At 61.2% G+C, this 21388-nt stretch carries 22 protein-coding genes; 7 read left to right on the top strand and 15 right to left on the bottom strand.

Annotated elements, in window-relative coordinates:
• Positions 1 to 3: 3 nt before the first annotated feature.
• The 9 genes from P0D96_RS06240 to P0D96_RS06200 all read right to left on the bottom strand — a co-directional run bounded on the left by P0D96_RS06240 (position 4) and on the right by P0D96_RS06200 (position 9958).
• A complete protein-coding gene (locus P0D96_RS06240) occupies positions 4 to 789 on the bottom strand; it encodes a phytanoyl-CoA dioxygenase family protein (protein ID WP_408312474.1) in 786 nt (261 codons plus the stop codon).
• Positions 790 to 822: 33 nt separating this feature from the next.
• On the bottom strand, positions 823 to 1347 hold the full coding sequence (locus tag P0D96_RS06235) for a GNAT family N-acetyltransferase (RefSeq protein WP_408176389.1): 525 nt from the start codon (positions 1345 to 1347) through the stop codon (positions 823 to 825).
• Entirely contained in the window at positions 1344 to 2321 is a 978-nt protein-coding gene (locus tag P0D96_RS06230) for a hypothetical protein (RefSeq protein WP_408176391.1), read from the bottom strand. Before P0D96_RS06230 ends, P0D96_RS06235 begins: the two co-directional genes overlap by 4 nt.
• Positions 2318 to 3016, bottom strand: coding sequence for a WbqC family protein (locus P0D96_RS06225; protein WP_408176392.1), 699 nt, complete (start codon positions 3014 to 3016; stop codon positions 2318 to 2320). Before P0D96_RS06225 ends, P0D96_RS06230 begins: the two co-directional genes overlap by 4 nt.
• A gap of 5 nt (positions 3017 to 3021) precedes the next feature.
• Complete coding sequence (gene vioA / locus P0D96_RS06220; RefSeq protein ID WP_132376565.1) at positions 3022 to 4167, bottom strand: dTDP-4-amino-4,6-dideoxy-D-glucose aminotransferase VioA; 1146 nt, start codon at positions 4165 to 4167, stop codon at positions 3022 to 3024.
• On the bottom strand, positions 4164 to 6551 hold the full coding sequence (locus tag P0D96_RS06215; protein WP_408312471.1) for a tetratricopeptide repeat protein: 2388 nt from the start codon (positions 6549 to 6551) through the stop codon (positions 4164 to 4166). The genes vioA and P0D96_RS06215 overlap by 4 nt, the downstream gene beginning before the upstream one ends.
• A gap of 265 nt (positions 6552 to 6816) precedes the next feature.
• Positions 6817 to 7131, bottom strand: coding sequence for a flagellar protein FliT (gene fliT, locus P0D96_RS06210; RefSeq protein ID WP_408176394.1), 315 nt, complete (start codon positions 7129 to 7131; stop codon positions 6817 to 6819).
• A gap of 3 nt (positions 7132 to 7134) precedes the next feature.
• On the bottom strand, positions 7135 to 8652 hold the full coding sequence (gene fliD / locus P0D96_RS06205; RefSeq protein WP_132376568.1) for a flagellar filament capping protein FliD: 1518 nt from the start codon (positions 8650 to 8652) through the stop codon (positions 7135 to 7137).
• A gap of 157 nt (positions 8653 to 8809) precedes the next feature.
• Entirely contained in the window at positions 8810 to 9958 is a 1149-nt protein-coding gene (locus P0D96_RS06200; protein ID WP_408312468.1) for a flagellin, read from the bottom strand.
• Positions 9959 to 10225: 267 nt separating this feature from the next.
• On the opposite strand from P0D96_RS06200, the gene P0D96_RS06195 reads away from it, so the two are divergent.
• Positions 10226 to 11167 (top strand): aldo/keto reductase, encoded by a 942-nt coding sequence (locus tag P0D96_RS06195; protein WP_408176398.1) that lies wholly within the window; start codon positions 10226 to 10228, stop codon positions 11165 to 11167.
• Between the two features lie 361 nt (positions 11168 to 11528).
• Positions 11529 to 11741, top strand: coding sequence for a 30S ribosomal protein S21 (gene rpsU / locus P0D96_RS06190; RefSeq protein WP_006050883.1), 213 nt, complete (start codon positions 11529 to 11531; stop codon positions 11739 to 11741).
• A gap of 185 nt (positions 11742 to 11926) precedes the next feature.
• Here rpsU and P0D96_RS06185 read toward each other — a convergent pair whose 3' ends face one another.
• Positions 11927 to 12352: a hypothetical protein gene (locus P0D96_RS06185; RefSeq protein WP_408176400.1), complete on the bottom strand. Its 426-nt coding sequence runs from the start codon at positions 12350 to 12352 to the stop codon at positions 11927 to 11929.
• A gap of 393 nt (positions 12353 to 12745) precedes the next feature.
• The gene (locus P0D96_RS06180; protein ID WP_408176401.1) at positions 12746 to 13342 is read right to left on the bottom strand and encodes a DNA-3-methyladenine glycosylase I; all 597 of its coding nucleotides are present in this window, start codon (positions 13340 to 13342) and stop codon (positions 12746 to 12748) included.
• A gap of 140 nt (positions 13343 to 13482) precedes the next feature.
• On the opposite strand from P0D96_RS06180, the gene P0D96_RS06175 reads away from it, so the two are divergent.
• Together P0D96_RS06175 and P0D96_RS06170 are read left to right on the top strand one after the other, a co-directional pair.
• On the top strand, positions 13483 to 14364 hold the full coding sequence (locus P0D96_RS06175) for a glucosamine kinase nucleotide-binding domain-containing protein (protein ID WP_408312466.1): 882 nt from the start codon (positions 13483 to 13485) through the stop codon (positions 14362 to 14364).
• A gap of 131 nt (positions 14365 to 14495) precedes the next feature.
• Positions 14496 to 15317 carry a Cof-type HAD-IIB family hydrolase gene (locus P0D96_RS06170; protein WP_408176404.1) on the top strand — a complete coding sequence of 274 codons (822 nt, stop codon included), beginning with the start codon at positions 14496 to 14498 and terminating at the stop codon, positions 15315 to 15317.
• 159 nt (positions 15318 to 15476) lie between these two features.
• Here P0D96_RS06170 and P0D96_RS06165 read toward each other — a convergent pair whose 3' ends face one another.
• The 3 genes from P0D96_RS06165 to aqpZ form a co-directional block, all read right to left on the bottom strand.
• Complete coding sequence (locus P0D96_RS06165; protein WP_132376575.1) at positions 15477 to 15788, bottom strand: PXPV repeat protein; 312 nt, start codon at positions 15786 to 15788, stop codon at positions 15477 to 15479.
• A gap of 286 nt (positions 15789 to 16074) precedes the next feature.
• On the bottom strand, positions 16075 to 16770 hold the full coding sequence (locus P0D96_RS06160) for a histidine phosphatase family protein (protein ID WP_408312463.1): 696 nt from the start codon (positions 16768 to 16770) through the stop codon (positions 16075 to 16077).
• A 154-nt stretch (positions 16771 to 16924) separates the two neighbouring features.
• Entirely contained in the window at positions 16925 to 17665 is a 741-nt protein-coding gene (gene aqpZ, locus P0D96_RS06155) for an aquaporin Z (protein WP_408312460.1), read from the bottom strand.
• Positions 17666 to 17955: 290 nt separating this feature from the next.
• On the opposite strand from aqpZ, the gene P0D96_RS06150 reads away from it, so the two are divergent.
• Complete coding sequence (locus tag P0D96_RS06150) at positions 17956 to 18258, top strand: H-NS histone family protein (protein WP_007179981.1); 303 nt, start codon at positions 17956 to 17958, stop codon at positions 18256 to 18258.
• Between the two features lie 289 nt (positions 18259 to 18547).
• Here P0D96_RS06150 and P0D96_RS06145 read toward each other — a convergent pair whose 3' ends face one another.
• On the bottom strand, positions 18548 to 19612 hold the full coding sequence (locus P0D96_RS06145; protein ID WP_132376578.1) for a glycosyltransferase family 4 protein: 1065 nt from the start codon (positions 19610 to 19612) through the stop codon (positions 18548 to 18550).
• Positions 19613 to 20317: 705 nt separating this feature from the next.
• Here P0D96_RS06145 and flhD point away from each other — a divergent pair.
• Together flhD and flhC are read left to right on the top strand one after the other, a co-directional pair.
• A complete protein-coding gene (gene flhD / locus P0D96_RS06140; protein WP_013589958.1) occupies positions 20318 to 20638 on the top strand; it encodes a flagellar transcriptional regulator FlhD in 321 nt (106 codons plus the stop codon).
• A 51-nt stretch (positions 20639 to 20689) separates the two neighbouring features.
• Positions 20690 to 21250 (top strand): flagellar transcriptional regulator FlhC, encoded by a 561-nt coding sequence (gene flhC, locus P0D96_RS06135; RefSeq protein WP_011490228.1) that lies wholly within the window; start codon positions 20690 to 20692, stop codon positions 21248 to 21250.
• The last annotated feature ends 138 nt before the right edge of the window (positions 21251 to 21388 follow it).

The raw sequence follows: 21388 nt of genomic DNA, 5'->3' as shown, positions 1-21388 counted from the left end.
TCGTCAATCCTGTCCGCGTTGATAGAACCGCTGCTCCACCGGCACGTAAAACTCATCGAGCGACTCAGGCACCCGGGCGTTGAAGCCGAGCACCTGGCGCATCCAGGCGTTGCAGCGGTCGAGATTGCTGTATCCGAACAGCCGCGCGTAGTCGAGTTGCGGCTTGAAGAAGGGGCTGGTGAACGTCAGTGTCAGTGCACGGCGCGGCGCATCGGTGGTGTTGCGGCCGGTGGCGTGCCACATGCGCGAATCGAACAGCAGAACCGAACCGCGTTCCCCGGTAGCTCGTGACGCCTGCGCGTAAAAATGCTCGTCGGTGGGCTGCTGCTGGAGGTTTTGCGAGTGCGAAAGAATATGCGTTGCGCCGTTGGCCAGCGTGAAATCGTCGAGCATCACCAGCGCGTTCACCATGAAGCGCCGCGAGTCGGAGCCGAAGCGGATATCGCGGTGCACGTTTTGTACGTAAGAGCGCGAGTCGCGCTCGTTGATCACGCCGCCGTACGAATTCAGAACGAAGTTGCCTTGAAAGTATCCTTTGAAAACCCGCTCCAGCGTTGAGAGCTCCGCCAGCAATTCGACGTAGCACGGGTCATCCATCAGAAGGTGATGCAAGGTGCCTGCGCTGTTTTCCTGCACACCGTTGCGTCGCCTGATCTGGTCGCGCAACGCGAGCGAAGGATCGAGCGCCTTCACCAGCGAATCGAGCAATTCGCGGCGAATCAGGCCGGGAAGCACCGTCCAGCCCGCCGTGGCGAGCGCGGTGTGCTGTTGATCGTCAATCGTGTTCATGAGTGGAGCGAGGCAACGGCAAAAGTAAAAGGCTCAGTGTCGATCGGCAGCCAGGATGGCCATCGGCATGACGTCGAGATAACGGCCGCCTTTGAAGGCCGCCTGGCGTAAAAGACCTTCGGCGCGAAAGCCCACTTTCTCGTAGAGCGCGATGGCGCGTGCATTGGACGCGAGCACGGTCAACGAGATACGGTTGAGGTTGAGGTCGCCGAATGCGTGTTCGAGTGTCTGGCGCGTGGCGGCCTCGCCGATGCCCCGGCCGCGTGCCGTCTCGGCGCCGATCTGAATCGAGAACTCCGCACAGCGGTTCACCCAGTCGATGCCTAGCAGATACGTCACGCCGACCACTGCCTGGGTAGACGCGAGGCACACGGCGAGACGCACGTTATTCGCCCGGGAGCCGAGATAGCTATCGAACCATTTACTGTCGATCTCGGTGCCCACATACCGGAAGGCGCCGCCCAAGTGGCTGACCAGCGCCTTGTCGGCGCGCCATGTGTTGATGGTCGACAGGTCGCCGCGTTCGATCTCGCGCAGGAATATCGTGTTGTCGTTCATGCGAGTCGGTCCAGTAAGTGTTGCACCATCGGCGCCAGATCGTTGTGCGTCAGCCGCTGATCGCATGGCAGGCACAAGGTCGAGTCAGGAAGGCTGCGTTCGAAGTCCGGCGCGCCTTCAGCGGTCGCAACGTCCGGCCAGTAGGTGGGCGTATAGATGCGTTGCGCCCGAAGCGCTTCGCGCACGCCGGTGGGCACGCCGAAAAACGGGTAGCAGAGCGGCACCGCGTGTTCGTCATAGCGAAACGTGAAGCGGTTGTAGCGCTGCAATTTCTCATGCAGAAAGGCGAAATTTTCGGCTCGCCGTGCGCGGACGCTTTCATAGTCGACGCCCGCGAGCAGCCTTTGAGTCAGTGCCGACATGCGCAACGGCTCTTGGTGTTTCAGGCTTTCTTCGGCCGCAGCGTAGTCGGCATAACCTGCTTCGGCGTCTTTCGCGAGCCGCGTCAGCAGATGCCCGCAGCGCAGCAACGAGGCATCGTCGGTCGCTTCCGGCATCGCGATCGGCTGCTGTGTGACGAGGTACCCGCCATCCGGCACGCCAAGGAATTTGCGCGGCGAGTACAGCGTGGCGAGGCAATCGGCGGGTTGCGCGAACAACGCCTGCGCATTGTCAATTACGACGCGTTCACGCGGGAACCGGCTGAGCACGTCGTCGACCTGTTGAGCGCACAAGCCGAAATAGTTGACGTAGACGAACCACTCACCGTGCGCGACATCGACAGACTGCGCGCGCAATTCGGCGTCGAGCCGATAGCGTTTGACCGGCGTGCCGGTCATGCGCAGCGGCTCGATCATTGCGTCGCAAATGTACCAGGGCATCCAGACGACAGTCGGCCGCATCGCCCGAAGCAGTGCGAGAAACGCCGCTCGTGACGACTGAAAACGCAGCGCATCGTCGTGGAGCGTCGCTTCGGTCCGCGGCAGTTCGAGTTCGAAATATCCGCCGATTGCGCGCGGCCCGCACGCGATCATGCTGCCACCTCGACGGACAGCATATCTCTGACGCTGTTTTTGCTATTGAACATCAGGACGTCGAGAATCGATAAGGCGGGGTGAAATGCGTCGTCGAACTGCGCGTAAGGACACAGATTCGGTTCGATGAAGGCGAGCTCGATGCCGCGCGCCGAGAATGCCGCACTATCGTAAAGTTCGCGGCCACCCGGCAGATTCACGTAGGTGCTCGCCTGTTCTCTCGCGCAGATGTCCATAACCCGCTCGGTGCCCTTGAGTTGCGCATTGCCGTACTTCGTCGACGATGGGACGAACTCGGTATCGATCTCGAGGTACCTGCAAATTTCCATGACGGTGTGCGACGCGAGCAGCGAAACAGGTGCGAGAGGCTCGGCCAGAATCCGTCCGATCAGTGCGCTGACCTGCGGGTAGTGAGGCGCTTTGGCATACGCATGCCGAATCGATTCGAGCAGTTTGCGTAACCAGCGCTCGCGCGGTTCGACCAGTACCTCGTTAATCTTCAACGAAGGACTCGCACCGCTGAGCGGCACGGTGAGGTAACGCACCTGGTCGCCCAGCAACATCCGGTTGCGGTTGATCCAGCCATTCTTGATGAAGTTCACATCGTCGTAAAAGACGAACTTGTCGACTGCCGCCGCCAGTTGGAAATATCCGATGTACGGAAACAGGTAGGGCTGCATGATCGCGAGCTTCATGACGTTCAGCTACCCGCGATGATCCCGACGATGCGATCGAGCATGCCGTCCGTCAGTGCCGGGAAAATCGGCAGGCACAGTATCTGTTGCGAAGCGGCGTGCGCAACCGGCAGATTTTCGGGGCGCGCGGAAGGCAGGCCGCGATAGATCGGGAAGTCCGAGATCAGCGGATAGAAATAGCGGCGCGCGTAAATGTTCTCGTCGCGGAACTTCTGATACAGCGCATCGCGGCTGATCGGGTAGTCCGGGCCGACGAGAATCGGAAAGTACGAATGGTTCGCCACTTTCTCGCCCGCTTTCGGCACGCAGCTAATACCGCGCACGTCGCGCAGCCGTTCGCGGTAGATCGCGTCGATCCGCGCGCGCCGTGCCAGTGCTTCATCGATGTGCTGCAGTTGAAGCAACCCGAATGCCGCGTTGATCTCGCTCATCTTGCCGTTGATGCCGGACGCAACCACGGTCACTTCATCGACGAAACCGAAGTTCTTCAGATGGTCGATACGCTGCTTTGTCTTGGCGTCCTGACAGATGATCGCGCCGCCTTCGAACGTGTTGAAGACCTTGGTCGCGTGGAAGCTCAGAACGGCGAGGTCGCCGTGCTCGAGCACGCTGCCGGTTTCGGTCTGCACGCCGAAAGCATGGGCCGCGTCGTAGATCACCTTCAGATTGTAGTTGTCGGCGATCTTTTGAATCGCCTCGACGTCGCACGGCTTGCCGTAGCAATGCACCGGCATGATCGCGGTGGTCTGCGGCGTGATCGCTGCCTCGATCTTGGCGGGGTCGAGATTCAGCGTGTGCGGATCGACGTCGGCGAATACCGGCTTGATGCCGTTCCAGACCAGTGAGTGCGCGGTGGCAACGAACGAATAGGGCGTCGTGATGACCTCGCCGGTCACGCGCAGCGCCTGCAGCGCGGTGAGCAGGGCCAGCGTGCCGTTGGTGAACAGCGCAAGATGCTTGACGCCGAGGTACTTGCACAGCGCCGCTTCGAACTGTTGGTGAAACGGACCGGCATTGGTCAGGATCTTGCTGTCCCAGATCTGTTGAAGATAGGGAATGAATTCTTCGAGCGGCGGGAGATGCGGCTGGGTAACGTAAATGCGCTCGTCGATCTGCGGCGCGATGGCCCCAAGCGGTAAGGCAGCGTTCATTTGTTTTCCCCTGATTTGGGCGACGCGGTGGTGTCGTCCGTGGCGGCAATGGCTTCTTGCGCCGTGACTTCGAATGCGACGGGCGGCTGATCGTCGCACCAGCGTTGCCACATGATTCGCAACGCGCGGGACAAACCTGCAGCGACCACTTCAGGCCGGAATGCCGCCGACGCCATGCAGCGTTCACGCAAGCCCGTGCGCAGCGCGGCGAGTGCGGAGATATCGGAGGACAGTGCAACGCCCTTGGCGACGAAATCCGCCTTGTCTGTAGCGAGGAACTGTTCGAGCCCGACGTGCGACATCCAGGTGGTGCCGGCGCGGCTGGGCAACGTGTTGCCTGCAATCGTCAAGGTCGGCACGCCCATCCACAATGAGTTCAGCACGGTGGTCGAGCCCGTGTACGGGAACGTATCGAGGCAGATGTCGACGTGAAAATGCTGTTGCAGGTAGACCGGAATACTCGAACGGCGGCGGAACATCAGGCGCTCGCGCGAGATGCCTGCGTCGGCAAACCAGTCGATCAGAAGCTGTTCATCCTCGTCGGTTGCAATCGCGCCCAGCAACATTCGCGACGACGGTTGTGCGTGCAGCAATTCCGCCCAGAGAGCGATCACGTCGGGACGCAATTTGTTGAGGCGGTTGAAGCTGCCGAACGTCACATAGCCGTTGTGCATGGCCGGCAGGATGTTGACCGGCGGCGCGCTTTCTTCCGGCAGGAAGGGCGCGTTCGCCGGCAAATGGACGATCTTTTCGGAGAACATTTGCTCCGCAGGGCCGAACGGCACGCCGAACCGGTCCACGAGATAATAGTCCATCGCACTTAGCCCGGTCGTGGCAGGGTAACCGAGCCAACTGACCTGGATCGGCGCGGGCTTGCGCACGAACGTGAGAAGGCGATTGCGACCCGTATGGCCGGACAGATCGAACAGAATGTCGATTCTGTCGTCGCGGATCCGGTTCGCCAACTGCGCGTCCGGCATGCCGGTGACCTGATGCCACTCATGGGCGCATTTGCGCAGCAGATGGGTGTAGTCATCTACCGCGATGTGGTTGTTGTACACATGCAGCGAGACACCGGGATCGGTCGCGAGGCGCTCCATGATCGGCAGCAGATAGGAGGCGACCGCGTGACGGAACAGGTCGCCGGAAACGAGGCCGATTTTCAGCTTGCGGTTCGGCGTGCGCTTGTTCACATGACGCGGCCATTGGGCGCGTACCGGCGCTTCGTGCTGTTGGGCGAATTTGACGTGTTCGGCGAACAGCGTGTCCTGCTCGACTTCAGGATTGTGAGTGAGCGAAAACAGATAGTTGTCCGCTGCGATTGCGTCTTTCGGGTCTTTCTCCAGCGCAACGCGAAAGCTTTCCTCTGCTTCGCTCACCATGCCCAGATCGAGCAGCAGCACGCCCAGCGTGTTGTGCATGCCGGACGTGTCCGGCGCCAGTTCGATCGCGCGCCGTGCCGCGGCCAAGCCCTCGGCCACGCGTCCCTGGTGAACCAGCGACATGCCATAGATCCGTTGCGCTTCGGCGTACCCCGGATTGATCGCGATGATCGCGCGGCAGACTTCTTCGGCATCCTTGTGCAGGCCTTTCAGGCGCAGCGTATCCGCGAGGACGGTGCGGCTTTCCAGTTCCTCCGGCAGCAATTCGGCAGCTTTGCGCAAGGGAATGAGCGCGTCGTCGTACCGGCCCAGGCGATGCAGTGCTATCCCGAACCAGCGCCACGCGTTACCGTCGGCGGGGAAGCGCTCGGTGAGCGTTCGTGCCAGTTTGACGGCGTCGGCGATCTGGCCTTTGTTGTACAGCGACGTGAATCGCGTCGTTTCCTGTTGGCTCACGCGCCGCCCAGATGCGATCGTAGACTTGCCGGCGTCAGCGGCTGGCTTCGCAGCGCCTGCATCTGTTTCGGCGGCCGCGCTAGTTTCTCGCTGCGGGTTCTGGACTGCCACAGGTTGCGTCGGGACGACCTTGCCGGGATTCGCCATTCGCACGATCAGGCCGTCTACCGCCGGGCCCTTCAGCCCCTGCTTCTGACCCATTTCCAGCGCGAGCCACGCAGCGGCCGTTTCGCCTGCGTCGATCAATGCGTTGATGTACGCCACCCAAAACTGGCCGTTGTGCGGCTGTTGAGCCAGCGCCACCTCGAAATGGGGCAACGCGTCCTTGGGACGGCCGGTTTGAACGAATAGCACGCCAAGGTCGTAAAGCGCTTCCGCGTGCTGCGGCTTCGCTTCGAGGATCGCCTGGTACAGCGCTTCGGCGTCGTCGAATTCGCCCTTGTGATGGTGCTCCAACGCCGTTTGCAAAACGAGCGCAATGTCTTGCTCGAGCTGTTGTTCGGGCGTCAAGGGTTCAGCCGTCGGCTGCTCGTACAGGAGAGTCATGGTCTCAGCACAGAATGGTCTATGACGGAAATTGTGCGACCGGGAGGGCGTTTCCGATGCGCGGAGATGACGGTAAAAAGGCCGCCTGTTTAGCGTATGGAGGAGGGTGGCGGAAAGCCGGAAGGCAAGAAAAAAGCCCGCACGAGGCGGGCTGAGGGAACGAGCGCGCCTCACTTCGGCACGTAGTTCTTATTATTCGGTCGGCCGGTTGAACCGGCTTTTGGGGAGCGGATGTCGCCTTGCGCGGCTCCGCTCCGGGTGATTTTTACAGGCGGGCCATCCGCTGGTATTCGCCGGCGGCCTTGGTGCGCCCGATGGCCGCTTCGAACTCGATATGCAGCTCGTTCTGGGTGACTGCCGCGTCCGCAAGCAGCGCCGCGTCGATCGCCTGGATCTGGCGGATCATGTCCAGCGCGCCCGGTTCCTGATCCGCGCTGAGCGACATCAGCAGCGGCGAGCGCGTTTCGGTCAGGCGGGCGGCTTCCGGCCAATCCGCCAACGAGGCCGCCTGCTCGATTTCGCGCGTGATGGAGAGCACGCGCTCGACCAATTCCGTCTGGTTCATGTTGTGCGCGTCCATGGCTTAGCTCTTGTTCGTGGCCAGCGCGCCCGCGCTGTTGGTGCCGCCGAACAGCGCGGTCAGGTATTGCGAATTGTTGTTCATGGTCGCCATCAACGTGTTCAGGGCGGTGAACTGCGCCTGATACTGGTTCGTCAGTTGTGTCGTGTAGTCGGCGAGTGCGGTTTGTTGCGTGGTGATGCTCTTCAGGTCGGCGTTCAGCGCGGTGTTGCGCGTGTCGATGATGCCGCCGGTTTGCGTGAACGTGGTGATGCTGGCGTTCAACTGCTCGGCAATGCCGTTGGTCGAGTTGAAGAGCGACGCGACCGTGGCCGGGCTGCTCGTCAGCGCAGTGTTCAGCGCGTTGTTGTCGACCACCATCGTGCCGTCGGCCGGATCGTCCTTCAGCGTGATGCCGATCGCCGCCAGCGTGGTGCCGGTGCTGCCCGAGCCGACCGAGCCTCCGATTATGTTGGCCAGCGTGTTCTTGATCGTCTGCAGCGTGGAGTCGCCCAACAGCGGCCCTTGCGACGTCGAGCCGGAGCTGAACGACGTGAGCGTGGACATCGTCGTCACGACGGTGTTGTACAGGCTCACGAAATTGTTGATCGCGGTGTTCTGCGCGGTGGTGTCCTGCGCAATGGTCAACATCTGCGGGGTGCCCGCGGGCGTGCCCACGGCCGCCGCCGTCAGGTTGATCGTCACGCCCGAAATAGCGCCGGTCACCGCGTTGCTGGAACTGCTGCCCGCGATTCCGCCGATCGTGTACTCCGCGTCCTGTGCGAAGCCGCTCTGCGTCCAGGCGCTGCCCGAATTGGCCGACGTGATGGTCGACTGGCCGCCCGTGGTGCTGGCGGTCGACGTCACGCCGAGGCTCGACAGGCCGGTGTCGCTGGTGATGTTGCTGGTCGAGACGTTGATGACGTTGGCCGCCCCGGTGTTCGCCGCGCGCAGCACAAGGTGAGCGCCGTCCGTGCCGGTCACGATCGTTGCCGTGACGCCGGGGTTGCTGCTGCTCGCATTGATCGCCGACGCGATGCCCGACAGCGTGTTGTTGGTGCTGTCGACGTTGATATCCATCGACTTGCCGTTCATCGAGATCGACAGCGTGCCGGTGCCCAGTTGCGTCGTAGAGCCGAAGGCTGCCGACGACAGAGCTTGCGAGCTGGCGATCTGGGTCACGGCGATCGAATAGCTGCCGGCCACGGCGCCGACGCCGGCTGTCGCGGTCAGCCCGGTGCCGCTTGCGGTCGCCGCGAAGGTCGCCAGCGTGTTGCCGTTGGCGAGATTCGTGATGCCCGACTGCAATGCGCTGAGCGCGGAACTCAGTGCGCCATACGCCGACAGCGTGGTGCTGTCGCTGGTTTGTTGTGCCGCCAGAGCCGAGGCTTGCCCGGCGACCTTTGCGTTCACGAGTGCCGTGACGAGCGTCGACACGTCCATCGACGAATTGCCCGTCGAGCCGCTGATGATCGATTGAGCAGCCGACTGCAGCGCGGCGTTGGCGCTTGCTGTAGAAGACGAGGTTGAGATCGAGGACATGCAGAGGCTCCGGGCGTCTGGAAATCTGTATTGGGTGGTGCGCGATGCTACATCACTAAGGGACGGAAATGCACGGCGGGAGGCATGCCTCCCGCCGTTTGAAACCCGGCGATGCGCCCCGCTTGCGCGCGGCGCATCGCCGTTACCGCGTCAGCTCTTACTGCAGGAGCTTCAGAACTTGCTGCGGGTTCGAGTTAGCTTGCGCCAACACCGAGATACCAGCTTGTTGCAGGACTTGCGCCTTGCTCAGGTTCGCCGTTTCTTGTGCGAAGTTGGCGTCCGTGATTTGCGATTGTGCCGACGACAGGTCGGTCGATTCAGCTTGCTGCGACGTCGAGATTGCGGTGAAGCGGTTTTGCGCGGCGCCCAGTGCAGCTTGCAGCGTATTCACGGTCTGCAGTGCGTTGTCGATCGAGACCATCGCTTCGTTCGCGCCCGTGACCGTGCTGATGTCGAGGCCCGAAACCGTCGGCGGGTTGTTGATCGCGTTGATCTGAGCGATCGCTGCCGCTGCAACGCCCGAAGCCGTCGCACCCATCGCCGTGGCGAGCGTGCCGTTCAGCGTCAGGTTGGTGATGGCCGTGCCCGAACCAGCGCCCGTACCAGCCGAGAAGATGTTGGTGACTGCGCCCGACGAAATTGCCTGGTTGTTCTGGTCGGTGAAGGTGTAGCCGCCCTTGCCGTCCGACAGCACGTTGACCGACGTGATCGTCGCGCCCGTGCTGGTGTACGTGCCGGTCGAAGCCAGGCTGACCGTGAACGAACCGACCGTTTGACCCGTTTGCACCAGACCGCCACCGATCTTCGCTGCCGACATCGATTGGCTCAGATCCAGGCTGATCGTCTGACCGACGTTCGCGCCGACCTGGAACGTCACTGCGCCTGCCGAGCCGTCCAGAATGTTCGTGCCGTTGTACGTCGTTTGCGACGCGATACGGTTCACTTCAGCGATCTGCGCCGAAACTTCCTTCTGCAGAGCGGCTTGGTCGCTCGACGACAGCGAACCGGTCGATGCTTGCACGGCCAGCTGACGGATACGTTGCAGGCTGGAGGTCAGCGAGGACAGTGCGCTCGATGCGGTTTGAATCATCGACACGCCGTCATTCGCATTCGACACGCCCTGGTTCAGGCCGTTGATCTGCGTTTGCATACGCGTCGAGATTGCCAGGCCTGCTGCATCGTCAGCCGCGCTGTTGATGCGCTTGCCCGACGACAGGCGGGTGATGGCTTGCGAAAGGGCGCTTTGCGAGCCATTAAGGTTTTGCTGTGCAACCAGCGAGTTGATGTTGCTATTGATTCCGAGCATGGAAAATCTCCTAAATAAGCCTTGAGCCCAATACGCCACGTTGGCATCGGCGGAAGCACTCGTTCATTGCTGGCCGCCTCAGTGAAGGTTGACGGCGTCCCTTAAAAAAACTTGAGGAACTTTGTGCAATGGCAAGCCAAACGTTTTCCATGCTGGTTTATTGCAATGCCGCTGAAAGCCGCTTGCAGCCTTGATCGGCGGACGCACTGCAGGTATTGAAAAGACGGCGTATTCTCTTTTTCTCTTGTGACAAACCCTGGAGAAATCATGCAAAAGCGCAGGATTGGGCGTTCGGAATTACAGGTCGCGCCGCTTATGTTCGGCGGCAATGTTTTCGGCTGGACCGCCGATGAAGCCACCTCGTTTTCGATTCTGGATGCGTTTGTCGATGCCGGTCTCGACTTTATCGATACCGCCGATGTCTATTCCGCGTGGGTGCCCGGCAACCAGGGTGGCGAATCGGAAACCATCATCGGCAAGTGGTTCCGTCGGAGCGGCAAGCGCGACAAGATCGTGCTCGCCACCAAGGTTTCGAAGCATCCGCTGCGCAAGGGACTGTCGGCGCCCAACATTCAGGCAGCGGTCGAGGATTCGCTGCGGCGCTTGCAAACCGATTACATCGACGTCTACTTTTCTCACGACGACGACACCGAAACGCCGCTCGCCGAAACACTCGGCGCGTATCAGAAGCTGATCGAGGCGGGCAAGGTACGCGTGATCGGTGCATCGAACTACAGCGGCGCGCGGGTCGAGGAGGCGCTTGCCGTGTCGCGCCAGCATGGCCTGCCCGAATATCAGTTGCTGCAACCGGAGTACAACCTGTATGACCGCGCGGAATATGAGCGCGACATCGAACCAGTGGCGCTCGCCAATCAGCTCGGCGTGGTGGTGTACTACAGCCTGGCGAGCGGCTTTCTGTCCGGCAAGTACCGCTCGCAGGCCGATCTGGCCAATAAGGCACGCGGCAGCCGGGTCGAAAAATATCTGAATGAACGCGGTTTGCGGATTCTCGACGCGCTAGACCGGGTTGCCGACGCGCATGGCAGCACGCCGGCCACCGTCGCGCTGGCATGGCTGATCGCGCGGCCCAGTGTTACGGCCCCTATTGCCAGTGCGACGTCGGTCGAACAGCTCAAGAGCCTCGCGGCGGCGGTTCATCTGATGCTGACGGGCGCCGATGTCCGCGAACTCGACGAAGCGAGCGCCTGAGCGCGCGAAAGGTGACCTGGCGCAATCCCTAAACCCCTGGTAGGATGGAGAGTTTCCTGATATCATCGGGAGTGAATTGAGATCTTTGCCTGTTTCGTCAATGTTTTTCGTTGATGAAAGGTTGGCGAAACGGCAGCAGACGCGGCTTTTGCATTATGTCTGTCCGCGTTCCGCGGTGAACTCCCCACCTCTCTTTTCCGGCCTCCGTGGCCGCATTGCCTCTCGTTTCATTCGTGGTTTGGCCGGGTTCTGCCCGCGTTTGCCTGTTACTGGCCATGAACTGAGACGACCGGAGGGCCGGCGCGTGAGCGGTATGCCGCCACGCAATTTACCCCTATCAAGTGATTGAGTTAGGAATTAAATGACGACGATTCTTCTGAAAGAAAACGAGCCGTTCGAAGTGGCGATTCGCCGCTTTCGTCGCGCAATCGAAAAGAATGGCCTGATCGCTGAACTGCGTGAACGCCAATCGTACGAAAAGCCGACCACGGCACGTAAGCGCAAGAAGGCTGCTGCTGTGAAGCGCCTGCACAAGCGCCTGCGCAGCCAGATGCTGCCGAAAAAGCTGCACTAAGCACGCTTTTTCCGCACGGCCGAACGGCGGTGTGAGCTTCGAAAGAAGCCACATCGCCGTTTTGCTTTTTGGGCGTCAGGTGGATCGCTCAGGTCAATGCGGGCTGCGCGACTTGGGGTTTGCTGCGCGGAGGATTGACGGTGGGCGCTGCGACGCCGTAGAGCGGCACCGCAGCTGTCTCCGGCTTACGCCGCGCTCTTCAGCCGATCAGCGGACAGGCCGAACTGGCGGGCGATCGAGCCCAAACGCTCGAGCCATTCCCAAGTGCCGAATACGTCGTGCACGTTTTGCAGGCAACTGAGCAGATCGACGGTCGCCGGGTCGTACACGTTGATGCGGGAACGCAGCAGCGCCTTCTTCAGCGCCGACACGCCGACGTCCATATATGCGGGCATCTCAGCGGGCGTTTTGCCGATGAAGCGCACCGGAATACCTTCCATCGCGGTCATGTAGTCGCGCGGCTTGATGAAGCTGCCGACCGGGCAGCCGCCGCAATAGCCGCGATAAGCCCCGCCGCCGCGCGGTAGCAGCGCGGCGTGCTTCTGGCCCAGCAAGTGCCCCACGGCCTGATCGAAAATCTCCTGATGCGTCACAAAGTTAAGAGTTTTCATGGTTGGTCTCCCACGCGTTACGCAGCGGTTATTCGTTGTTTGAGCGCACGACTAGCAGTATCGGGCGTGCTCCATTCGGCGAAGCCCGGACTAGCAAGGCGAAAAGCCGTCAATTCCCGAATTTGGCTTGTTTTTCGCAATGCTCCCCATGCCGCAGGGCCCGTCGACTGCCGCAGCCGCAACTCATAACCGTATAACGACCGAGATGCCCCATAAGCGCAGCCGGGCTTTACCGAATGGGTGCATGGCGAGGAATCCGGCGTCGTGTTCTCGTCCTCCAGGCCTTGCGTAGCGAGGTAATGACCGGACACCCGCTGCGGCGCTCGGGACTTTCCCTGAGCCGCCGTCCTTTGTTAGAACAGCGGCACTAAGCGCTGGTGAACCCGGGTCGCCTCAGCCCGCTTTGCGATTACGTCCTTTCTTGCCAAGCGCCGCGCATCGCGCGCGGCACATGCAACTCGCCTCGTGGTCGTTCACCATGCCAACCGCCTGCATGAACGCATAACAGATCGTCGAGCCGACGAACTTGCAGCCATAGCGCTTTAGCCCCTTGCTCAGTGCATCCGAAATGTCGGTCGATGCAGGTGCCTGCTTGTACGACGCCCAGTCGTTCTGGATCGGAGTCTGATCGACGAACGACCAGACGAAGTTGGCCAGTGATCCGTGCTCGGCCTGAATCTGCTGAACGGCGCGGGCGTTGGTAATGGCCGCTTCGATCTTGCCGCGATGGCGTACGATACTTTCGTCCTTCACCAGCGCCTCGACGTGCTTCGGCGTAAAGCGCGCAACCTTGGCGATGTCGAAGTCCGCTAAAGCGCGGCGATAGCCGGCCCGTTTGTTGAGAATCGTCGACCACGACAAGCCGGCCTGAGCGCCTTCCAGCACGAGCATCTCGAACAGATGCTGGTCGTCGCGCGAGGGTACGCCCCATTCGGTGTCGTGATACTGTGCGAGCGCTTCGCTCGATACCCAGTTGCATCGCTGTGTCACTGTCGCGCTCCTGCGTTGTGATGTCGCCCGCCAGCATAGCCGAAGCCGTGCGCACTGCAAGCTGGCCATTCGGCTAATTGCCGGATTGAAACCGACCTGCCACGCTATGCGTTATTCATCCACGGAACTCACTCGATTCCATGAACAAAGACTTCTTTCTGATCGGCATTGACGGCGGCGGCAGCGGCACGCGGGTCGTGCTCGGCGACGCGCAAGGCCGCGAACTGGCGCAGGCGGCAAGCGGGCCGTCGGGTTTGGGACTTGGCGTCGAACGTGCATGGCAGGCCATCGCGGCCGGCTGCGGCGAAGCATTTGCAAGTGCGGGCATGACGCTGGACTGGTCGCGCTGCGTGCTCGGCTGCGGATTGGCGGGCGTCAACAATCGCGACTGGTTGGCCGCGTTTCGCGCGCAAGCGCCCGCGCTAGCGGGACTCGCCGTGCAAAGCGACGCCTACACCACTTTGCTGGGCGCGCACGGCGGCGCGCATGGTGTGATTGTCGCGCTCGGCACCGGCAGCGTCGCGGCCGTGCTGGATGGCGAGGGCGAATGCCGCCAGGTGAGTGGCTACGGCTTTCCATCGGGCGACGAAGCGAGCGGCGCGTGGCTCGGATTGCGGGCCATCGTGCACGCACAGCAGGCGCTCGACGGTCGTGGCACTCACGACGATCTGGCCCAGGCGCTGGTCGCCCACACCGGCGCGCACGACCGCGACAGTCTCGTCGTCTGGCTCTGCGAAGCGAATCAGACAGCTTATGCGAGGCTCGCGCCGATCGTCATCGCCCACCGCACGCATCCGTTCGCGGCGCGCTTGCTCGGCGAGGCCGGCGTCGAAGTGGGCAAGATGATCGCCGCACTGGACCCGTCGGCGAGCCTGCCGGTCGCGTTGTGCGGCGGGCTTGGCGCGCCGTTGCGCGAGTACGTGCCGCTGATCTATCAGGAGCGCTTACGCGAGCCGCTGGCAGACTCCGCGCACGGCGGATTGCAATTGGCGCAGCGTGAAGCGCTCCGCGTCGGCGGCTGAAAACGGCGCGTCGCGGCGTGTGCGAGTCGCGCGATTGCGGCTGAAAATCATGGATACAGCCGGCGCGTTCCGGCGAATGCGGCCGGCAACGGTAAAATACGCAGCTTCGACGCTGCCCGCCTGCTCAAACTATGTACAAAGTCATCGCCACGGATCTCGACGGCACGCTGCTCAACGCGGATCACCAGGTGGACCCGTTCACGGTCGCCACCGTGCGCAAACTTGAAAGTGACGGGCTGCGGTTCGTGATTGCAACGGGTCGCCATTATTGCGATGTCGCCGGTATTCGCGACGTGCTGGGCATCAGTCCGTATCTGATTACGTCGAATGGCGCGCGCATCCACGCGCCGGACAACACGGTGATCCACGCGGACGACCTGCCTCCGGCCATTGTGCAAAAACTGGTGCAACCGGAAATCGCTGGCGCGCATGGTCGCGTGATCGTCAACCTGTTCGCCGATCAGGCGTGGCTGATCGACCGCGACGCGCCGGATCTGCTGAAGTTTCACCAGGACTCGGGCTTCACCTACGAAGTGACCGATTTGCCGAAACACGACGGCGTCGACATCGCGAAGGCCCTCTATATCGGCGAGCCTGCTGATCTCGCGCAGGTCTCGACGAATCTCGCACGCGAATTCGGCGACGCACTGTACGTGACCTATTCGCTGCCGGACTGTCTGGAAGTGATGACGGCAAACGTATCGAAGGGCCGCGCGTTGCAGATCGTGCTCGAGCGCCTCGGCGCCGATGCCTCGCAATGCGTCGCTTTCGGCGACAACATGAACGACATCGATCTGCTGGAGACGGCCGGCCATCCGTTCATGATGAACAACGCCAATCCCGACCTCATGACGCGCCTGCCAAACGTGCCGCGCATTGGCAACAACTTTGAAGCGGGCGTCGCACACCATTTGCGCAAGCTCTTCTCGCTCGACGACGAACTGATGTCCTGAGTGGAAATGGAAACGGCCCGCGTCGATTTTCATGGACGCGGGCCGTTTCTTTGAGCGGCACGTCTGGTGGCTCAGGCTGCTGGTGATGGCGTTGCGCGGCCGAGGTCTATCAAGGCCGGCAAGCCGCCTCATTTGCCGCCGTCAGTCGCACCAGGAAAATTACCCGTGCCATCCGCCACGGCGGTCGCCATGGTCGCCCCGGTTATCGTGGCCCCAGCCGCGGTCATTGTGGTTCCAGTTGCGATCATATCGATGGTCGCCGCGATAATAATCACCGCGATCGTAGCGGTGGTCCCAGCCGCCGTTGCGGTAGTAGACCGGCTGCGGCGCCACGTAGACCGGGGCCGGACGCGTATAAACCGGTGCGCCGAGCGACAGGCCGATGTTCAGATCCGTATGCGCTTGCGCGACACCGCATGCGCCCGCCGCGAGTCCTGCAGCAACCAGCAAGTGAGTGACGATGCGTTTCATGTTTGTTCTCCTGTGAGGCGACGTATGTTTGTCGCACAGGATCAATCTACGCATTCCCGTCGATGGGTACTGCGACCAGATGTTACGGACTGCAAGCATCGTCGCAGGCTTTGAAAGCTGTGAGCAGGCGTACGTGAGTACGTCGCGCGCCGCACGCCGTTCGGTCAAAGCACTGGTGCATAAGGATTCGCGGCCCTTTGCGCCGTGGCGAAGCGCGCCCGGCGCCACGCTTTACCCAAATCTGAGGACCGGCTGCGTAATTGAGGCTTACATCTGTATTACCCGTTTAATTTGCCGCACTCGAGGAAGCCGGGGATCCAGTCGCCGCCGACGCGCCCGGCAGTGCCGCGCAAGGGCAGTCGGTCGCGCGTCCATCCAGCCCCTGACGATCATGTTTGAAGCTGGCGTGCGCGGTGCCGCTTTGCCAGTCGAGGCGAACAACATAGATACTGTCGAAGTCGTCGCTCTTCCAGTTCGGAACATCGGCGGCATTGCCGCCATGCGTGCTCAGCATCTGGCGCAATAGCTTCACGATCAGCTTGTGTTCCCACGCCACGACAATTAGCTTGTTGCGATTGGCCGGATTGACGAGCGCGGTGCCGAGCTGGTCGATCTGAGCGAAACCATAGGGCGTTTGCACCGGCATCTGGAACTGGATGGCGGTCGGCTCGATCGTCGCAAGCGGCCGGATGTAGTAGTAGGGCTTGCCGCCGTCGTCTTTTTGCTGGCCGGGATCGGGTGCGTAGATCGCATCCGGTTTGCCGAACTTGGCCGCGATCACCGCCGGCAAGGCCAGCGCGCGGTTGAGCCCCTGACAGTTGAGTTGTCCGTAGCCCTGGGTAGGCTTCTCACCGTGTCGCACGAACACGAGCGTTTCCGTCTGGCCGTCGGCCGCATGCGCGGTGGGTAGCGCCAGCCCACCCGCGCACAAGCCGCTGATGGAGAGTGCGACGCCATGCAGAAATCCGCGGAAACGCTTCATGTGTGGCACCTGTGCGAGCTTGGGAAGTCGCACGATTCTAGCAGCGGGCACGAATAAGCCATCGGCGCGATATCGAGGTGCTTACGCTTCCGCCTCAAAACAAAGCGGGCGCCGTAGCGCCCGCTTTGTTTGCCCAAATGACCGCGCGCGCGGATCAGTCGAGCGCCAGCTTCTGCGAACTGCCGCCGCGGCTTTCAGCGATGACCGGGTACAACACGCCCGCGATCACTGCGCCGAGGATCGGCGCAACCCAGAACAGCCACAACTGATCCATCGCCGCACCGCCGACGAAGAGCGCCGGCCCGGTGGAACGCGCCGGGTTCACCGACGTGTTGGTCACCGGGATCGAGATCAGGTGAATCAGCGTGAGGCACAGGCCAATGGCGATCGGTGCGAAGCCGGCGGGCGCGCGCTTGTCGGTCGCGCCGAGAATGACGAAGAGGAAGAAGCCGGTCATCACCACTTCGCAAATGAATGCCGCGGCGAGCGAGTAGTGGCCGGGCGAGCGCTCGCCATAGCCGTTGCTGGCGAAGCCGCTGGCGACGAGATCGAACCCGGGTTTGCCCGATGCGATGAGCGACAGCACCAGCGCACCCAGCACCGCGCCGATTATTTGCGCCACGATGTACGGCAGCAGATCGCGCGCCGGAAAGCGGCCGGCGATGGTCAGGCCGACGCTCACCGCCGGATTCAGATGGCAGCCGGAAATGTGACCGATCGCAAAAGCCATGGTCAGCACAGTCAGGCCGAACGCGAGCGACACACCCACGAAGCCAATGCCCAGACCATGAACCGGGCCGGCGAAGTTAGCGGCGAGGACAGCGCTGCCGCAGCCCCCGAGCACGAGCCAGAAGGTGCCGAACAACTCGGCAGCGAGGCGCTTTGACAACTGCATGGTTGGTAATCCTAAAAAGATGGAGGCTTCCGCTAGCACGCGCGGCTATGTCCGTCTGCATGCCTTGAACGCGCAATTTTAGGGAAAGTTGGCCAAATCAGGTGTCAAGAATTGTCAATGTGGTGTCGCCTTTACCTTTTTATTGCGAGATAAAGATGCCGTTTTACAATTCACCGGTCTTAATAATTATCAGAGGATATCTTGCTAAATCGGTATTCTTGTCCATTGCGAATTTTTATAATTGCAGTTAGTCTGCGAGCCAATGAGTTCTAGAAAAGGGGAGAACCGGAATGTCTCAATATGCAGACCTCAAGGCGCAGATCGCCAAATTGCAGGCACAAGCAGAAGAAGCGCGCCGTACTGAAATCGACAATGTGGTCGCCGACATCCGCCAAAAGATCGCTGAATACGGTCTGACGGCTCAGGACCTCGGTTTTGCCGTCGCCGCCAAGCGCGGCCGCCCGCCCAAGAAGGCGCCGCTGCCGGCGAAATACCAGGATCCGAAGTCGGGCAATACGTGGAGCGGGCGCGGCAAACCGCCCAAATGGATCGTCGGTAAGAATCGCGAGCGCTTTCTGATTGGCGCTGCTTGAGCCGATCGCCGGTCGAGACGAAAGCCAACTGAAGGTTTATTGGTACTCGGTCTTTATTCGCTGAGCGCTAATCGGCGATGGAAGCGCATCCATACCCGTATTAAAAAAAGCCGCCCTCGAGGGGCGGCTTTTCTGGACAAAGAAGCGGGATAACCTGAAATTACCGCTCGCGCAAACGATTCACACGACGAATTGACTCACTATTGACCTACAAATCGGAAACGTCGTACGCGGCGGATTTCGTTACTCAAGCAGCTGAGCGAAAGTGCCCAGCCGCTTAGCTCGGCGTTTAGCCCACTGCGACTTGACGCAACACCGGGCGGCGCGTGGCTTCGATCAGTGCCGAATAGCCATCCACGTAATTCTGAGCCATCGTCTTCGAGCTGAAGCGGCGTTCGAACTGGGCCCGGATTTCGGTGCGCGACAGTTCGTCCAGGCGTTGCAGCGCCGCGACCGCGCCCTGCACGTCCTCAACGATGTAACCCGTCACGCCGTGGTCGATCACTTCCGGCACCGAACCGCGGTTGAACGCGATCACCGGCGTACCGCACGCCATCGACTCGATCATCACGAGGCCGAACGGCTCCGACCAGTCGATCGGGAACAGCAGCGCCTTGGCGCCGGAAAGAAACTCGGGCTTCTGCGCTTCATTGATCTCGCCGACGAACTCCACATGCGCCTGCGACAGCAGCGGCTCGATTTCGCGCTTGAAGTATTCCTGGTCGACCTTGTCCACCTTGGCGGCGATCTTCAGCGGCAAACCGCTTTGTGCAGCGATCTTGATAGCTGTATCGACGCGCTTCTCGGGACAAATACGGCCGAGGAACGCCAGGTATTCCGGCTTCTTGTGCGTTTGCGGCGTGAGCAGCTGCTCCGGCAAACCGTGGTAAACCGTGTTGAGCCAGTTCGCTTGCGGTAGCGGCGCGCGCTGCGAATCGGAAATCGAGACCACCGGCACGTTGGAGAAAGCATCGAACACCGGTTGCAGTTCCGGCAAGTCGAGGCGGCCGTGCAGCGTCGTCACGAACGGCGTGTCCATCGTGGTGAAGAGCGGGAACGGCATGTAGTCGAGGTGAAAGTGCAGCACGTCGAACTCATGCGCCACTTTGCGCACCTTTTCCATCATCAGGACGTGCGGAGCCAGCGCGTCGCGGATCGTCGGATCGAGACGCAGCGCACGAGGCCAGCAGGCGTCGAGGTTGGCCGAAGTGACCGAGTCGCCGCTCGCAAACAGCGTGACGTCATGGCCGAGGTCGACCAGTGCCTCGGTCAGATACGACACGACGCGTTCGGTGCCACCATAAAGTTTCGGCGGGACAGCTTCATACAACGGCGCAATTTGTGCGATTCGCATGCGTTTTCTCCTAATCAGAACGGCATCGCACAGCGGCGCTCGAGTAGAGCGAGGAGCGAATGCCTGACGGACGGTTGGGCGCGGTAAGCCGCCGCCCGGCGGTGCTCCGAACCTGCATCGGGTAATCCCTTAGCTTCATTATCGGGATCGGCCGCGCTAATTCGAGTTATTTTTCAAACGCTTAATGTTGTTACAGCGCGAAACATGGCCCGTTACAGGTCGTCGGAACGGCCATCCCGATAATCGGGAGAAATCGCCGGTCGTATATTCGGACGCTGCAAAGCCATCAGCAAGTCGCGGGCCCGGGCGGTGGAGATCGGCCCCTACACGCGGCGTGTTGCAGAGAAGTGAAAACGTCTTATAATTCTTCCTCACCGCTGCACGGTGCGGACCGTGAGTCAATCAGACTCACCATTTAGTTCACATCATTGCCAGCAACCTCATCGATGCGCACGGAAAGTTTCTAAATTGCGCCTATGGGGTTCCATCAAGCCCGCTCCGACCCGCCTTTGTAGGAAAAATTCCTACACGAATGACGGATTAATCCGTCAATAAGGCTGGGTGTCTGTCCGATTTTCGTCCGCTCCCCCTTTCGCCACAATGCTCGCAAGACCAGAAACGAGCCGATTCGTGCGGTTTCAGTGCGCGCGTTCGAGCAAACGTTTCCGTAACGGCCTGACCAGCCAGATACACCCCGGGGGAATCATGAGCGCGACAAGCGATATGCTCAATGAGATCAGAGAAGTTAACCTGTCTTATCTCCTGCTCGCCCAGCGACTGCTGCGCGAAGACAAGCCGATGGGCATGTTTCGCATGGGGATTTCGGACCAGTTAGCCGATGTGCTCGCCAATCTGTCGTTGGCGCAGACCGTCAAGCTGGCGGCGTCCAATCAGGTGTTGTGCCGTTTCCGTTTCGACGACCATGCCGTGCTGTCCGCTCTGGCGGACAAAGGCAAATCCAGCGCCGTGGCTCAGGCGCATTCCGCGATCCTGATGGCAAGCCAGCCAGTCGAGCAACTCGGCTGATGGCACGTTGCATTCCAAACAAAGCGATCAGGACGGGGAAAACGCAAACGGATGGCCTATAAAAGTGTTGTGCTCGAAGTCAGGGAAATTACCCTGGCGATCGAACTGATCGAGCTTGGCGCGCGTTTGCAATTGCTGGAAGCGGAAACCAGCCTGTCGCGCGACCGGCTCATCAAGCTATATAAAGAACTGAAAGGGGTCTCGCCGCCCAAGGGGATGTTGCCCTTTTCGACCGACTGGTTCATGACCTGGCAGCCGAACTTTCACTCATCGCTGTTCTACAACATCTACCGGTTCATGGCCGGTCATGGCGGCTGCCTGACGATCCAGTCGATCGTGAAGAGCTACCGGCTGTACCTGGAACACGTCCAGTTGCACGACGACGAGCCCGTGCTCAGTCTCACGCGCGCCTGGACGCTGGTGCGCTTCTTCGACTCCGGGATGCTGCAAATGACCGCCTGCTGCCGCTGCGGCGGACATTTTGTCGCGCATGCGCACGATCCGCAGCACGCATTCGTCTGCGGCCTGTGCCAGCCGCCCTCGCGCGCCGGTAAGACAAAGAAATTTGCCGACGCCCGGGCCCGCGAGAGCCTCGCCGCCCTCGAAGCTTGACCTGGGAGGCGGCCGCCGGTGCGCGGTGCGCCTTCCATCTCCCATCCGGCGGGCCTTCCAGCCCGCCCGCGCGACGCCCGGTCCAGCCGGACCGGCCGCATCCGCCTCTGGTTTACACCGGAGCGACGAGCCGCTTTT

Origin of the sequence: Paraburkholderia sp. RL17-347-BIC-D (genome assembly GCF_046027915.1) — a bacterium.
Taxonomy (GTDB): domain Bacteria; phylum Pseudomonadota; class Gammaproteobacteria; order Burkholderiales; family Burkholderiaceae; genus Paraburkholderia.
Note: the sequence above shows the minus strand (reverse complement) of the source record. Positions and strands in the feature narration are given on the sequence as shown.

Bases quoted from the DNA above. Each gene is read 5' to 3' on its own strand.
- P0D96_RS06240 (WP_408312474.1), bottom strand. From the start codon at position 789: ATGAACACGATTGACGATCAACAGCACACCGCGCTCGCCACGGCGGGC.
- P0D96_RS06235 (WP_408176389.1), bottom strand. From the start codon at position 1,347: ATGAACGACAACACGATATTCCTGCGCGAGATCGAACGCGGCGACCTG.
- P0D96_RS06230 (WP_408176391.1), bottom strand. From the start codon at position 2,321: ATGATCGCGTGCGGGCCGCGCGCAATCGGCGGATATTTCGAACTCGAA.
- P0D96_RS06225 (WP_408176392.1), bottom strand. From the start codon at position 3,016: ATGAAGCTCGCGATCATGCAGCCCTACCTGTTTCCGTACATCGGATAT.
- vioA (WP_132376565.1), bottom strand. From the start codon at position 4,167: ATGAACGCTGCCTTACCGCTTGGGGCCATCGCGCCGCAGATCGACGAG.
- P0D96_RS06215 (WP_408312471.1), bottom strand. From the start codon at position 6,551: ATGACTCTCCTGTACGAGCAGCCGACGGCTGAACCCTTGACGCCCGAA.
- fliT (WP_408176394.1), bottom strand. From the start codon at position 7,131: ATGGACGCGCACAACATGAACCAGACGGAATTGGTCGAGCGCGTGCTC.
- fliD (WP_132376568.1), bottom strand. From the start codon at position 8,652: ATGTCCTCGATCTCAACCTCGTCTTCTACAGCAAGCGCCAACGCCGCG.
- P0D96_RS06200 (WP_408312468.1), bottom strand. From the start codon at position 9,958: ATGCTCGGAATCAATAGCAACATCAACTCGCTGGTTGCACAGCAAAAC.
- P0D96_RS06195 (WP_408176398.1), top strand. From the start codon at position 10,226: ATGCAAAAGCGCAGGATTGGGCGTTCGGAATTACAGGTCGCGCCGCTT.
- rpsU (WP_006050883.1), top strand. From the start codon at position 11,529: ATGACGACGATTCTTCTGAAAGAAAACGAGCCGTTCGAAGTGGCGATT.
- P0D96_RS06185 (WP_408176400.1), bottom strand. From the start codon at position 12,352: ATGAAAACTCTTAACTTTGTGACGCATCAGGAGATTTTCGATCAGGCC.
- P0D96_RS06175 (WP_408312466.1), top strand. From the start codon at position 13,483: ATGAACAAAGACTTCTTTCTGATCGGCATTGACGGCGGCGGCAGCGGC.
- P0D96_RS06170 (WP_408176404.1), top strand. From the start codon at position 14,496: ATGTACAAAGTCATCGCCACGGATCTCGACGGCACGCTGCTCAACGCG.
- P0D96_RS06165 (WP_132376575.1), bottom strand. From the start codon at position 15,788: ATGAAACGCATCGTCACTCACTTGCTGGTTGCTGCAGGACTCGCGGCG.
- P0D96_RS06160 (WP_408312463.1), bottom strand. From the start codon at position 16,770: ATGAAGCGTTTCCGCGGATTTCTGCATGGCGTCGCACTCTCCATCAGC.
- aqpZ (WP_408312460.1), bottom strand. From the start codon at position 17,665: ATGCAGTTGTCAAAGCGCCTCGCTGCCGAGTTGTTCGGCACCTTCTGG.
- P0D96_RS06150 (WP_007179981.1), top strand. From the start codon at position 17,956: ATGTCTCAATATGCAGACCTCAAGGCGCAGATCGCCAAATTGCAGGCA.
- P0D96_RS06145 (WP_132376578.1), bottom strand. From the start codon at position 19,612: ATGCGAATCGCACAAATTGCGCCGTTGTATGAAGCTGTCCCGCCGAAA.
- flhD (WP_013589958.1), top strand. From the start codon at position 20,318: ATGAGCGCGACAAGCGATATGCTCAATGAGATCAGAGAAGTTAACCTG.
- flhC (WP_011490228.1), top strand. From the start codon at position 20,690: ATGGCCTATAAAAGTGTTGTGCTCGAAGTCAGGGAAATTACCCTGGCG.